Below are 14,328 nucleotides of genomic sequence, written 5' to 3'. Positions count from 1 at the left end.
CTTCAGCATTGTAAATGATAGTGGTTTTTATTATCATGCCGTAAATTATTTTGATTGCTGTATAAATATCAATGAAACCTTCTTTAATAGCATTAGCCCTAAGTTCTATTACCATGACGCCTGTTGTCGTTGCTGCGCAAACAACAGCAGCAGGATCTGCAACTGATGAGTCTACTGTTGTAAAAAACGACATAGAAACCATTTCAGTCGTTGGACGAGCGTTTTCACTGTATCGCCCAACAGAATCAACGTTTGGTACTCGTACCGATACGCCGCTAGAGAAAATTCCACAGTCAATCCAGGTTATTCCGCAAGCGTTAATCAGCGATCAGGCTGCACGTCAAGTAACTGATCTGTACAGCAATATTGCGGGTGTTAATGGCTTTAGTTACTCAGGTGTTACGTTTCGTGGTTTTCGCCAAGATGAAATTTTATACGATGGTGTAAAAGGTGACCCATTTAGTGGTTTTGCGGTACCACAGTTGTTTAATATTGAGCAAGTGGCTGTTTTAAAAGGCCCTAGTGGCGCTGTGTACGGCAGTGGTAACCCTGGCGGGATCATTAATTATATGACCAAAAAGCCCAGCTATGATAGTAAAACAACCGTTGCAGTTGAACTGGGTAATGATGATTTTTTTAGTGCCGCAGTCGAATCAACGGGCAGTGCCAATGACGCACAGACCCAAGCCTACCGTGTTGGTGTTTATAAAGATTCAGATAAACCATTTCGTGAAAATACCAGCGAAGATAATACTATTATTGATTTAGGCTATCGTTTTGATTTTAATAACGACACTAATCTGGTATTGCAATATACCCATGTTGATCAAGATTTAGGCGGCGCTAGATTACGTGGCGTGCCAGTGGATAAAAACGGTAACTTTATTGCCGACATAAGCTGGAATCATAATGAAGCAACGGATTATCAAACCGTTATTGCTGACGTGTTTCAAGCAAGTTTTCAGCACCAATTTAATGAGGTATTTCGCAGTGATATCACTGCGCGTTATTTTAGTAACGATGCCAATCAAAACTATCATGAGCCGCGTGGACTAAGTGACACAGATGGCGATGGAGTACTGGATTGGAGCGAGCGCGAATTTCGTGATCAACAACGCGAAAATACCGGGCTTAGTTTTACTGCCAATTTAATTGCTGACACTGAGCTTGCCGCTATGCAACATGTGATGCTGGTGGGTGTAGATTGGTATAAGCATGAGTTTGAATCTGCATATAGAACAGCTGTACAAGCCAGCAAAGGCGGCCCAGTGCCAGGGATCTCAATATTAAATCCTGTGTATGGACTGACTTCAAAAGATGATTATGATTTAGCAAACGTAACACCGCGTTTAGCAAGTACTGAGTCAACACGTATTGGCCTGTATGCACAAGACCAAGTTGATGTTACCGATAAATGGAATGTTACGGTTGGCTTACGGTACGATCGTTTTGAAGACACCGATGTGCTTAATAACACCGAGTTTTCAGACAGCGATGTGACGTATCGTATTGGCACAAGTTATAACTTAAACGATACCTTTTTCCCTTATGCGCTGTATGGCACAGGCTTTATGCCACAATCGGCCAGTAATCAAAATCAAGATGTAGGCGGGCCATTTAAACCAGAGCACAGCAATATTCGTGAACTTGGTTTACGTACTAAGTTACTTGATGACTCGTTGGCTGTGAATATGGCAACGTACCGCATTATCCGTAACAATATTTTACAAGCCAGCACTGAGTTATCAGACACCGGCGTTGATCAAATGGAAGCGTTAGGCGAAGTTGACAGCCGAGGCTTTGAACTTGAGATTGTTGGCGATGTCACCGAACGTTTAGTGATCACAGCAAGTTACGCATACAACGACACGCGTATTGTTGAGCAAAGTGAAAAATTTTCCGCGCAAGCAAAAGGCAGCGATAAATTTGCCAATGCGCCACAAAATACCGCAGGGTTGTGGACGCGTTATGAGTTACCGCAGTTGCACTCATCAATCGCGGCAGGTCTTGATTATGTTGATGAACAAGTCAGTTTAGACGGTGATAAAGTACAGCCGTATACCGTTTATAACATGGCTTGGAAGACTGAATATCAACAATGGGTTTGGCAGCTCTCAGTTAAAAACGTGTTTGATAAAGAGTATGCATCAAGTGGCTTTATAACTCGTGCTGGGCATTTCCCGGGGGAACCACGCCGCGTCTATTTGTCGGCTAAGTACACATTCTAAACTGACAATTTCGTACTATGAAAGCAAAGCAGTGGTTTAACTTACATGCTTGGGCAGGGCTCTTGGTTGGCAGCTTGTTATTGATAACGTGTTTATCTGGCACGTTGGCAACCTTGAGCCACGAAATTGAATATCTTAGTGATAGTAAATTTCGTGCTCTCTCGCATTCCCCTAATACTGACTTTGCTGCAATTGAGAATACACTTGCCCAGCGTTATCCTGGCAGCCAAATCATTAGCATATTGCGCCATCAGCAACCTTACTTAGCAACCGAAGTGTCGCTTAAGTGGCAGCAACAGTTTTTGTTTGTGTATGTTGATGGTGCGACGGGGCAATGGCTTGGCGAAGGTCAGTGGGGGCGAGTATCGCGCTTTTTACGTAACTGGCACATGAATCTATCGATGGGTTGGACAGGTAAGTTGATCGTCACGAGTTTAGCCATTCTCTTGGTTATTTTAGTGGTTACTAGTCCGATTGTTTATCGCCAGTGGTGGCGACATTTTTTAAAAAAGCCACGGCAATTAAAAACAACCAATCGTAGCAGCTGGGCTGATTGGCATAAATTACTGGGGCTTTGGAGTTACTGGTTTATTGTGGTCATGGCTATTACTGGCGTGTGGTACTTAGTTGAACACACCTTACAAACAGCCAAAATTGACCATTATATAACCCCCCCCGCAGAGGTTACGGATCTACAAACTGATGTCGCGCATCCGCCAGCGATAAGTGCCATGGTAAACGCGGCGCAATCAGCGTTTCCAAGTTTACATATTCGCGCTATACAATACCCAAGCAAAGCAAATAAACCGGTTTTGGTACTGGGCGATAATGATGACATTTTAGTACGTTTACGAGCTAATAAAGTGTATTTAGATCCAGCTTCAGCAGATGTACTGGCAATTCAAAAAGCCGCAGATTTACCTATTGTCGCGCGCATTAAAGATACCGCCGATCCTTTGCATTTTGGCAACTTTGCAGGGCTAGGTACGAAGTTAATTTGGGCTGTATTTGGTTTTTTTATGACCTGTATATGTATGGCTGGATTGTATATGAATTGGCTGAGAGTAAAGCGTAAGCAGCCTTCATTATTGCAATGGTTTGGTATCATGGGTGCAGTTAGTGTTTTATTAGTATGTTGTTCGCTACTTCTCACAACGCAAACATTTAGTGTACGCCAAGCACCAGCAAAACTATATTCGCCGGTGCTGTAACGTGCAGATAAAGTTAGCTAGTAACTAGGCCGTAACAACCCAAAGCAACAAACACTATTGCAGCAAGCATTCTTACTTTTGCCATTGGAATACGTTTTAGCAAGGCATTGCCAGCATAAATAACCGGCACATTGGCAAGTAACATACCTACAGTGGTTCCTATGGTTACCCACAACACTGATTGATACTGAGCGCCAAGCAATACTGTTGCTATTTGGGTTTTATCGCCAATTTCGGCAATGAAAAACAGCACCAAGGCAACTAAAAAAGCCCCGTATTGATCGTATTTATTGCTTACTTCTTCATCTTTATCTGGGATCAGTAGCCATAAGCCAACGACAATAAAACAGCCGTTCACAATCCAAGGCAGGTACGAAGAGGTAAAGCTTTGCGATAAATAATCGCCCAACCATGCAGACAAACCATGATTGATAATAGTAGCGACTAAAATACCTAAAATAAGTGCAGGTTTATTGGCAAAGCGGGCAGCTAACAACAGGGATAAAAGTTGCGTTTTATCGCCTATTTCAGCTAAAGCAACGGTGACGGTTGATGTGATAAATGTATCCATTTTACTTCTATAAGGCGGGAACATTAAACCAAGGTAAACGCCTATCTCCCGCCATGAGGATAGTGTTTACCCAGGTCTTGCCGATAATGCTTGCTACATTACAAACTTACCATGCACATGAGGTGCAATTATGTTGATAAGTTTACTTGCTGCGCTTTAAGTTAAAAGGCATCAAGCAGGCTACTCCCCCGAGAAGTGCGCACTTTGCCACATTTCTTTTTTAGAGTAAAGGTACAACAACAGGTTTTGTGGTGCGGCTGAGGGTGAACCCTGTAATTGAATATAAACGTATGCTTCACGCGCAGTACAGGAGCTAGAATACAATCAAGACTACAGCGAGTTTGAAAAAGACTACCAGTTCCCTGATATGCCTTTACCATCTATTGGCATCACAATTAATTTTTAAAGATGATAATCCTCTTACTCTAAGTGTGAGAGGGTTGAGCATCTGAAATATAAATTTAGCATTTTATGTGAAAGTCAGTTGTCGATTGAATCAAAATAGGAACTAGGCTATGGTTGAAGCATTAATCAAAATAAAATAAAAGCGAATAATTCTACAGGCTCGTTAGATAAACAAAAGCCCTTCAAGGGTTTGGATAGTGGGTTAAGTTAATAACCCGTTGAACATATACATAGACACGGAATGAACGCCGGTTGTGTTTGCGTTATAAAAGGAGAGTTGTTTGAACCCTAAAATTTTGGAAGACTTTATTAGCACTGATGAAGATTTTTCCCCTCATAAGGCTTATTTGGATTCGATCAGTAAATCCAGCGTTGATATTTTGTTTTTAGATGGTGTCGCCAGTGACTCTGGGAGTCGGTTTGGCGGTAATCCTCTGGTTGCAAAGGACTTTGTCTGGCCAGAACATAACGTTGGCGAATACCGGTTTTTAGGCCAGATTAATTTTTCTGAAATCCTCGATTGTCCTGAGCCGCTGCCCAAATCCGGTTTGCTATCACTCTTCTATGCTTATGATCACGACGGTGAAATTTTCTGGGGTGCTGAAGGATATGTGATCGCTTACTATTATCCGGATATTAATGATTTAGTTATGTTTGAGCAAGCAGCTGTACCGCAGGAGGCAAAGTTAATCCGTTTGGAAACCGGGCTGGAAATCCCCAAACATGAAGAGTTACGCAGTGACTGGCCTTTCGATACTAATCTTTTGTATGAACTGCCTTATCTAATAGGCCATCGCGAGAACTACATGCTGGGCTATCCGTCATTTTGTTCGCTTGCTTATGACCCGACCCCTGGTGATGAATGGCTTCCGCTGCTCACTCTGGCATCTCACGATGGGCTTGGCTGGTGTTGGCATGATGGGGATAAGCTTATGGTATTTATTGAGAAAGAAAAGCTTAAAAATGCCGACTTCAGCTGCCTGAAGACCGATGCTGGGTAGCCGCATAATTAAAGTCCACCTTATTAATACTGTTATAAAATAGGCTTTTTGGATTGCTCTGAAGTGACTATTTTTGTTTAAAGCGAGTGTAAACCGTTATCCGTGTTTAAAAATAACAAGGAAAAAATAACAAAGACATCCAGTTTAATTTTGTATTTTGTGAAACGAAGTACTAAGTTTTATTAAGTGCAAAAAATGAGCAGGGTGTCTTATTGAAATCGCAAGAAAGCGTCAAGTAAGTTTGGTTGATACAAAATATTATCACTGTATTTCACGTTGCGTACGGCGTGCATTTTTATGTGGCGAAGACCACTTTACCGGTCAATCCTACGGGCACCGCAGAGGGGGAGGGGGGATTTAGGTCACAAGCACTACTTGATGAAGCAGCATTAGCAGCCTGCATGGCATATGTTTATTTAAATCCGATTAGAGCTAAGATGGTAAAAACACCTGAAGAGTCAGGCCATATTAGTGTTAAAAAACGTTTAACATGCGCCAAAGATGGTAAGCAACCAAAACAACTACTTCGCTTTGCAGGTATACCACGTCAAATCATGCCAAAAGGGTTACCGTTTGAGCTTAAATCGTAGCTTGAATTCGTTGAGCTAACAGGACGTTGTATATGGTAAAGCAAGCGAGGGTATATTAAAAGTACACACTTACCTTTACTAGAAAGAGTCAATATTTCTCCAGAAAACTGGTTAGAACTCACCACGTAATTTACGCGCGTATTTCACGGCGCAGTAGGCAGGCTGTCTTCACAATAACGTTACGGTGAAAACTTAAATCGGAAGCGGCGTGCAAATATCAGTAATTGTAAAAAACTACTGGCATAGCGCTTGAATTACTCAGTAAAAAGTTAAAAACTGATGTCATTTTATGCATGTAATTTAGGTTTAAGAATGCTAATGACTTATTTAATGGATGAAGTAAAAGTAACCCTGTAGTAAAAGATAAATTCTTAACCTAAAAAGTAATTTTATTGTAACGGCTGTGTTTGTTCAATTAGAGTGACTGTCTTGTTTAGTTTCATTGAATCAAAATAGGAACTCGGCTATGGTTGATACATTAATAAAAATAAATTAAAAACGAGTTATTCTACAGGCTAGTTAAACGTCAGAGAGAGTTATGTACGAGAAAGCGTTAGATAATCTAGAAATGGATGAAAGAATTGAAGGTACCTACAAAGGTAGTTTCAATTTTAAAGGAGATGAAGTTCGCATTCATGTTGATCCAGATGGAGAGAAGTTAGAAGACACGATTACTCTGGCCAAAAGGATTCTTTCTTCTTTGGATGCATACGACAAGAAAGCCAGAGGCTACATAATAGAAAACAGCCTGCAATCGTACAATGAAGACTGGCGGGAAGATGATGAACCAATACTGACAGCCATGGAGTTCGATAAAAACCTGCGATTGGATGGAGTAAATTTCTTATCCTCTGATAGCGTTGATTTTTTCTACAGCGAAAATAACATGTTTGGAGGCCATTCATTAATTCCACAAATCTTTGATAGTGAGAACTTTGAATATTTGCAAATGTATGGGTAAAACGTTTAACACATATGAGCCTTAACACTATCAATAGGCACTAGTAGTCTTTTTGACCGTTTTATATAATGGCGGTCAACTCTAAATCAATAAACAAATTTGTTTACTTCGTCTGTCGATGCGGCTGTTAAGCAAGTAGCTTACGGCAAACACATATAAGGAGCGCTACGCAATAATATTTACATTATTAGCACTGCATTTGCTTATATTCTTCTAAAGCGCAGCGTTTCTGAACCTCTTTGTGAATAATTCAATTAAATATTTTTTGCACAAAGAGCAGAGAAAGAGAAGTAAATGAGAACTAACTTGAAGGCTAATATTAGCAGCGTAAAATACGATGCATTAATAAAGGTAAGCCCTTACATCTTAAAATAAGCCATTAAGCACCTGTAATACCTTCCAAAACGCCAATTAAAGCAACAGCAAATCCTCCTTTATATTTTATGTGAAAGTCAGTTGTCGATTGAATCAAAATAGGAACTAGGCTATGGTTGAAGCATTAATCAAAATAAAATAAAAGCGAGTAATTCTACAGGCTCGTTATGTTGGAGATCTTCGGGAGCCATAATATGAACTTGCCAAGTAAAAATGATTTTCCTGAAGGCTCCAGATTCTATATCAAAGAATTTGATGTACCACTAGTCCAGATACTAGACGGTAGTCTTTCTAAGTGGTTTAATTGGTTTGGCGGCAAGCCGAAAGAATACGCCCCAGAAGGTTTAAAGCCTGGCAACAATTGGGAAGCAGAGTCATTTAGTGAGTGGCAGAAAATTGTGAAAGAATCACTTTAAACTATGAATTATATTCCGCCTAAAGCTATTGAGTGTTGGAGAGTCGATAATCCAGGGGGGGAATTATATGAAACCTCAATCATGGATAATTATACGGTGATATCGGCATATGGAAGGTATGCTCATTGCTCGGGATGTAAGATAGTTTCATGGCAAGAGTTTCTAAGTGGTGAATTGAATGAGCTCGTTACCAAAACAATGGGGAGTGAAGTATTAAATGAAATTCATCATAAATTACGCTCAATCACATAACAAAAAGCTGCAACATGACTCCGTAAGTTGGCGTTATGTGTCATGGTAGATATGGAAACACTTCAAGAAAAAAATAATAAATACGCTAAATACCACAGAAATGATTCTTGGGGTGTCTTTGTAGCATTTACAATCATGTCACCTTTATTATTCAGTTATGGATATGAATTTTTCTATTGGTTTCAGGGTGAAATAATTGAAGTTCCTCATCCCTCTTTTGTGTTAGTTGGAGCATTGTTTTATGGTGGTATAATGGTCGCAATGGTCGATATCATTATATTTCCCAAACTACTCAAAGTATTCTCGCTTATTGCGGTTATGTGCTGGTTTAGCTATTTTTGGGTTGTGCTTAATCTATCTTGGCTTGCTTTTGCACCCTTAGTTCCTGTTTTTATACTTTTACAAATTCAAATGCCAAGAATTAAAGCTAACTCAAACAAATGTGGCGATGACACATAACAAAGCAATAATGAAAGGGACGCAAAAAGCTTAGCCCGCGTCACTTCGTTCCTAATTTTAGCCAAGCTTTTCTGCGCCACATATTGCGGCTAGGAGCGACAAGCCGAAAGTATTGAGTTAGGAACTATTTATTGAAAGCTGTGAAGTTCGCTCAATTTTGATGTGCATGCTGTTTAGAGTATCTTGTAGGAGGTAAATTGATAATACCCAATAAGTTAAAAATGAATGATGAAGTTAGGATAATTGCGCCTTCAAGAAGTTTATCAATTATTGACCAAGAGACGCGAGAAATAGCAAACACAAGGTTTGAAGAGCTTGGCCTCAAATTGTCATTTTCAAAAAACTGTGAGTCGATAGATGATTTTTCGTCTTCATCTATAAAAGAAAGAATTGAAGATTTACATGAAGCATTCCTAGATAAAAAGGTAAAAGCTATCTTTACTGTTATCGGGGGCGATAATGTAAATCAATTACTAAAGTATATTGACTATAATATTGTTAAAAAAAATCCAAAAATTATATGTGGGTATTCTGATACTACAGCTTTATCAAATGCCTTATTTCATAAAACCGGACTAATAACTTACTCAGGGCCTGCATATTCAACTTTGGGGATGCTTAAAGGTATTGATTTTTCAATAAATTATATTAAAAAGTGTTTATTCTCAAGTGATCCTTATGAAGTTATAAACCCCGAACAATGGAGTGATGATTCATGGTTTTTAGATCAGGAAAAAAGAAGCTTTTATAAAGACAATGGCATAAAAGTTTTAAATCATGGTAAAGCTGAAGGAAAAATACTTGGAGGCAACCTTTGTACTTTAAATCTGCTTCAAGGAACTGAATTTATGCCTGACTTAACAAATTCTGTACTATTTCTTGAAGATGACGAGTTAACATCCCCTTCAAATTTTGACAGAGATCTGCAATCATTAATTCACCAAAAACATTTCGACAGAGTTAAAGGAATAGTCATTGGGAAATTTCAATTAAAGTCAGAAGTATCTGAAGACTTACTTAAAAAGATTATACAATCTAAACAAGAGTTAGAGTCAATTCCCGTGCTTTATAACTTAAACTTTGGACATACAACACCCCATATATGCTTTCCTATTGGTGGACTTGTGAAGATAGATACGAAAAGTCGTAAACAAATAACAATAGAAAAACATTAGGTAAAGAATACTCGAGTAATTAGCTCAATTTCATAATAATTAATGGTTGCGGGTTTAATATTAAGAGTAAAGGGATTGCATCGCCCTTGCTTGACTGACTGCTCATTGCAATTTTGAGTAGTTCGGCTTTGATCGAGAAGTAAACATTCGAGGGTTTTCGCATCGATTGCAGGTTTGTTGAGATAACGGACGCTTCAAAACGCTAATAATTAATCATCAATTATACCAAAGGGTTAAATTTCATTCGCTCAAACCCCGTAACTCAAGTTATGTAAAAACGATTGATTAATAGACGAAAAATAGGCGGCTTCACTCCATCATGAATATAAAAGAGAGGTTAAAATGGAAAATATAAGGCATTATATATTTTGATTTTATGAAAAATGACGTTTTATTTTACCTACACTCAACACATCACTAATGGCTTAACTACTATGAACTCAGCGTCAAAGAATACAATGCGAACATTTATACATTCGGTCTCAGTTATGTGTGCTGCGCTGTTACTGACAAGTTGTGTGAGTTGGATTGCACCAACTGTTAAATCTGAGTTGATAGCGCTTCAAGCGGGCGAATATCAGCTAGACAGTCAACATGCTGCATTAATATTTAAAATCCAACATTTAGGGTTATCAACCTATGTAGGGCGTTTTAATAAATTTGATGCACAACTCAACTTTGATCCTAATAACATGACTGCCGCGTCATTAAACGCAGTGGTGGATATTAGCTCTATTGATATTAATAATGCTGACTTAGCAGAAACCTTACAAAATGACACTTGGTTTAACAGTGAGCGCTTTGCTCAGGCATCATTTACTAGCAACACTGTTACAGTTATATCTGATAACAGTTTTAATTTCTCAGGTGATTTAACTCTTAGAGGTGTTACCAAACCTGTGACGTTTAAAGCCACATTTCACGGTGGAGCAGACAACTGGATTACAGGAAAATACACCATTGGTTTTAGCGCGGTCGGTCAAATCAAACGTTCTGACTTTGGCATGGACAGTTATATACCGATTGTTGGGGATCAAATTGACTTAGAAGTTTATGCGGAATTTATTAATGTTGGTAAGCAATAAGAAGTAAGTGATAGCTACTAAATCGTCAATCAGTGACATTTTCAGATAGAATATAATCCCTGAATGACCGCTAGGGCACTTTTGTGAAGTTTGTCTAAAAAGCGAAATACGGGCTAAATATTTTTAGCATGTGTTTCCATTTTGGTCGACTTTACTTGTGCCACATACCTGTCTTTTTCTGAGCAACAATAGGCCTTGATTGGATTGTTTTACCATGTGCGATGTCATTTACTCACCTCCCCCCTCTTGGTTTACTATCGATAGCGAGGTTAAAAAGCGCCAGATCTCTTACTTTATAAAATAGTTCTAGTTGTATTCGAATAGCTCATATTTGTTGAAGTTTGAGAAGCAACCTTTGTCCTACAGGCTTATTTTTATTCCAACCCTCTTTAGGATTATATAGTGATTTGAGTTGTTTCCACTTATGTGGATGATAATTCAATATATATTAAAACTGGGCTGTATCGCTTTTCATAGAGATTAGGACTATCTTTAATTATAGGCAAATTAGATTATGGAGAGCGTTTAAATGGCAGAGCTTTGTAAAATTCTCGTTATAGATGATGAAGAGATCAACACCTTGCAACTAGAGCATGTTCTGGACGATGTTGGGTTTATTTGTTCATGTAATAAAAGTGAGGATGCCATCGCTCTTATTGAAGAGTTTATACCAGATATACTTTTACTCGATCTAGAAATGCCCAATGTTAGTGGATTTGACATATTACTAGAAATACAAAAAAGACCTCATCTTGGTGATTTACGCGTTTTGATCATCACTTCTCATAATGATCCTGACATCGAGCAAAAAGCGCTTTCATTGGGAGCGATTGATTTCATATCTAAACCTTTGAATTTAACTTTATGTCGAATGAGGGTTGAAAACCATACAAAAATTCGAATTCAAGAAAAAACCATTCAGCGCACTAAAGCAGCTTTGGCTGCTGAAAAAGAGCACTTACGGATCACGTTAGACTCTATTGCTGATGGTGTTATTTCTACTGATGAGCATGCGTGTATAACTTACCTAAATCCAGTAGCGCAACGTCTAACCGGTTGGTCACAAATTGCGGCTAGAGGGCGACATATTGAAGAAGTAATGATACTTAGAGATGCCTCAACAAAAATACCTTCTATGAATCCTTTATCAGTTGCTCTGAAGGAAAATCGTCCTGTTGCTATGGCTATAAACACGCAGTTAATTAGCCGGCAAGGTATGCTGCACCGAGTCGAAGATAGTGCGGCTCCAATATTAGATAAGGATGGTAATAAGCGTGGTGCAGTAATGGTTTTTCAAGATGTTAGCGAAGTCCTTGCTATGTCAGTTCAAATGACTTATTTATCTCATCACGACCAACTAACTGCATTACCCAATCGCGTATTGCTTCATGACAGGTTAACTCAAGGAATAGCTAGAGCCTCATTTAATAATACTAAAGTGAGCCTGATGCTTCTTGACTTAGATAAATTTAAGTACATAAATGATGCTTTAGGACATCATATTGGTGATGAAATAATTGCCCATATAGGTCATAGCCTTGATAAATTTGCATGTAATGATATTACTGTTGCAAGAGTGGGCGGCGATGAATTTGCACTTGTTGTTCCCTATGAAAAAGACACATTCGGTCTTGAACCGCTTATTAGTCAAGTGCTAGATGTCATCGCTAAACCTTTCAGATTAGCTGATGAGCAACATGTCCTTTCAGCAAGCTTGGGGATAAGTGTGTATCCTGATGATGCATCAAGTGTAGAGGAAATGCTTCGTCATGCAGATTCAGCAATGTATAAAGCAAAACAAGAAGGCGCTAATAGCTATTATTATTTTAGTAATGATCTCCAAGTTGAAATGACTAAGCGTTTAAAAGTGGGTAATTGCTTACGCAACGCGCTAGATAACAATGATCTTGTTGTGCTTTATCAGCCAAAATATGACTTAGTGACTCACGACGTTATTGGTGCTGAAGGATTAGTGAGGCTAAAAGATGACACTGGAGAATTTATATCTCCACTTAATTTTATTGAATATGCCGAAGAATCAGGACTAATTTACCGTTTAGGTGAACAAGTTTTGGAGCAAAGTTGTATTGATGCTAAAAAGTGGCTTGATGCAGGATACCCAAAGAAAGTCGCTGTTAATATTTCAGCTAAACAATTCACTGGTATTTCGCTGGTTGATACGGTTGCATCGATATTAGAAAAAACTAAGCTACCAAGTCGTTATTTAGAGCTGGAGGTAACCGAATCAGCACTGATTGATAATTTCGAACAAACGATAAAGCAATTACAGGCGATCGCTGATATGGGGGTTAGCCTTGCGCTTGATGATTTTGGCACGGGGTATTCTAGTCTGTCATATTTGAGACTATTTCCTCTTGATGTGCTGAAGATTGATCAGTCTTTTGTGCGTGATATGATTAGTGACTCTCAATCGCTTGATATTGTTACTGCAATTATCGACTTGGCTAATTCATTAAGCCTACAGATCGTGGCGGAAGGTATTGAAACAAGCCAACAAAGAGATAAGCTACAATCTCTAGGCTGTGCCATTGGTCAGGGATACTTACTTGGTAAACCAATGCCCTTTTTAGAGATGATGGACGTGCTTACTCAAGCCAAAAATAAAGGAAATATATGCACCTAGCTCTTAAGCCATTAACGCAATGTAAAATATTAATAGTTGATGATGATGAAATAATTCGCTTTTCACTACAGGCTATCATGGAAGATTACTTTGAAGTCGAAACACTAGCTATGGGCTTACAAGCGTTAGATTATTGCAAATCCAATATCCCAGATCTCATTTTACTTGATGTAAATTTGCCAGACATCAGTGGCTTAGATGTATGCAGAGCGTTAAAACAGGATATATTGTTTGCGCACGTTCCTATTGTATTTATTACTGCAACTTATGATACTGATTCTCAGAATGCTTGTTGGGAAGCTGGTGCAGCAGATTTTATTGATAAACCAGTAATTGCCTCAACGCTTATACATCGAACTACAAATCACGTAGAGAATAAGCTGCGCTTAGAAGTGTTGATGAAGTTGACTTATAAAGATTCTCTTACAGGACTTTATAATCGGCACTATCTAGACAAGGAAGTCAGTAATGCGCTGAAACAATCAGAGCGTGAAAAAAAGCCGTTTAGTGTGTTAATGACCGATATTGATCATTTTAAACTTTATAACGACCATTATGGTCACCTTCAAGGTGATATTTGTTTAAAACAAATTGCCGATGTGTTTGCCAATAGTTTAAAAAGGCCTCATGACGTAGCGATTAGATTTGGAGGTGAGGAGTTTCTGATTGTGCTGCCTTATACCGACATTGAAGGGATGTCGCACGTATGCAAACAAATAATTCTACAACTTAATGAGTCAAATATTGAGCATAGTCAATCATCCATTGGGCACGTTACTGTTAGTATTGGCGGAGTAACGTATGAGAAACAGGGCACAATGGAGCTTAATGAGTTGATCTCATTGGCTGACGAAGGACTATATTGCGCCAAGCGAGATGGCCGTAATTGCTATAAATTACAGGTTGTTTAATTTGGCTCCTTAGTAGTTTTAATTAATTATGAGATCTAATTTGC

At 38.8% G+C, this 14,328-nt stretch carries 11 protein-coding genes and 1 pseudogene; 11 read left to right on the top strand and 1 reads right to left on the bottom strand.

From position 1 onward, the window contains the following. Nucleotides 1-71: 71 nt before the first annotated feature. Complete coding sequence (locus FW757_RS11485) at nt 72-2,228, top strand: TonB-dependent siderophore receptor (RefSeq protein WP_404699620.1); 2,157 nt, start codon at nt 72-74, stop codon at nt 2,226-2,228. A gap of 17 nt (nt 2,229-2,245) precedes the next feature. Continuing rightward, nucleotides 2,246-3,439 carry a PepSY-associated TM helix domain-containing protein gene (locus tag FW757_RS11480; protein WP_182830683.1) on the top strand — a complete coding sequence of 398 codons (1,194 nt, stop codon included), beginning with the start codon at nt 2,246-2,248 and terminating at the stop codon, nt 3,437-3,439. A gap of 13 nt (nt 3,440-3,452) precedes the next feature. Here the strand turns inward: FW757_RS11480 and FW757_RS11475 are convergent, their stop codons facing one another. Continuing rightward, nucleotides 3,453-4,010: a TMEM165/GDT1 family protein gene (locus tag FW757_RS11475; protein WP_145236272.1), complete on the bottom strand. Its 558-nt coding sequence runs from the start codon at nt 4,008-4,010 to the stop codon at nt 3,453-3,455. A 686-nt stretch (nt 4,011-4,696) separates the two neighbouring features. Between FW757_RS11475 and FW757_RS11470 the strand changes: the two genes are divergently transcribed. From FW757_RS11470 to FW757_RS11430, 9 genes and pseudogenes are all read left to right on the top strand, one after another. Then, on the top strand, nt 4,697-5,416 hold the full coding sequence (locus FW757_RS11470; RefSeq protein ID WP_182739574.1) for a YwqG family protein: 720 nt from the start codon (nt 4,697-4,699) through the stop codon (nt 5,414-5,416). A gap of 211 nt (nt 5,417-5,627) precedes the next feature. Then, a pseudogene (locus FW757_RS11465) lies at nt 5,628-6,252 on the top strand (hypothetical protein). A gap of 292 nt (nt 6,253-6,544) precedes the next feature. Beyond that, nucleotides 6,545-6,967 (top strand): DUF2262 domain-containing protein, encoded by a 423-nt coding sequence (locus FW757_RS11460; RefSeq protein WP_182739575.1) that lies wholly within the window; start codon nt 6,545-6,547, stop codon nt 6,965-6,967. Between the two features lie 542 nt (nt 6,968-7,509). Further along, a complete protein-coding gene (locus FW757_RS11455; RefSeq protein WP_446441230.1) occupies nt 7,510-7,758 on the top strand; it encodes a hypothetical protein in 249 nt (82 codons plus the stop codon). 303 nt (nt 7,759-8,061) lie between these two features. Continuing rightward, complete coding sequence (locus tag FW757_RS11450) at nt 8,062-8,469, top strand: hypothetical protein (protein WP_182830684.1); 408 nt, start codon at nt 8,062-8,064, stop codon at nt 8,467-8,469. Nucleotides 8,470-8,690: 221 nt separating this feature from the next. Then, nucleotides 8,691-9,644, top strand: coding sequence for a S66 family peptidase (locus FW757_RS11445; protein WP_182717807.1), 954 nt, complete (start codon nt 8,691-8,693; stop codon nt 9,642-9,644). A 458-nt stretch (nt 9,645-10,102) separates the two neighbouring features. After that, complete coding sequence (locus FW757_RS11440; RefSeq protein ID WP_259400107.1) at nt 10,103-10,729, top strand: YceI family protein; 627 nt, start codon at nt 10,103-10,105, stop codon at nt 10,727-10,729. A 529-nt stretch (nt 10,730-11,258) separates the two neighbouring features. Next, entirely contained in the window at nt 11,259-13,373 is a 2,115-nt protein-coding gene (locus FW757_RS11435) for an EAL domain-containing response regulator (protein WP_182717809.1), read from the top strand. Next, the gene (locus FW757_RS11430; RefSeq protein WP_182717810.1) at nt 13,364-14,284 is read left to right on the top strand and encodes a GGDEF domain-containing response regulator; all 921 of its coding nucleotides are present in this window, start codon (nt 13,364-13,366) and stop codon (nt 14,282-14,284) included. The genes FW757_RS11435 and FW757_RS11430 overlap by 10 nt, the downstream gene beginning before the upstream one ends. Nucleotides 14,285-14,328 lie beyond the last annotated feature (44 nt).

The sequence above is a fragment of the Pseudoalteromonas sp. 1181_04 genome (assembly GCF_052850545.1).
The sequence above is the reverse complement of the archived record's forward strand: the minus strand, read 5'-3'. Positions and strand labels throughout refer to the sequence as shown.

Bases quoted from the DNA above. Each gene is read 5' to 3' on its own strand.
- FW757_RS11485 (WP_404699620.1), top strand. From the start codon at position 72: ATGAAACCTTCTTTAATAGCATTAGCCCTAAGTTCTATTACCATGACG.
- FW757_RS11480 (WP_182830683.1), top strand. From the start codon at position 2,246: ATGAAAGCAAAGCAGTGGTTTAACTTACATGCTTGGGCAGGGCTCTTG.
- FW757_RS11475 (WP_145236272.1), bottom strand. From the start codon at position 4,010: ATGGATACATTTATCACATCAACCGTCACCGTTGCTTTAGCTGAAATA.
- FW757_RS11460 (WP_182739575.1), top strand. From the start codon at position 6,545: ATGTACGAGAAAGCGTTAGATAATCTAGAAATGGATGAAAGAATTGAA.
- FW757_RS11455 (WP_446441230.1), top strand. From the start codon at position 7,510: ATGTTGGAGATCTTCGGGAGCCATAATATGAACTTGCCAAGTAAAAAT.
- FW757_RS11450 (WP_182830684.1), top strand. From the start codon at position 8,062: ATGGAAACACTTCAAGAAAAAAATAATAAATACGCTAAATACCACAGA.
- FW757_RS11445 (WP_182717807.1), top strand. From the start codon at position 8,691: ATGAATGATGAAGTTAGGATAATTGCGCCTTCAAGAAGTTTATCAATT.
- FW757_RS11440 (WP_259400107.1), top strand. From the start codon at position 10,103: ATGCGAACATTTATACATTCGGTCTCAGTTATGTGTGCTGCGCTGTTA.
- FW757_RS11435 (WP_182717809.1), top strand. From the start codon at position 11,259: ATGGCAGAGCTTTGTAAAATTCTCGTTATAGATGATGAAGAGATCAAC.
- FW757_RS11430 (WP_182717810.1), top strand. From the start codon at position 13,364: ATGCACCTAGCTCTTAAGCCATTAACGCAATGTAAAATATTAATAGTT.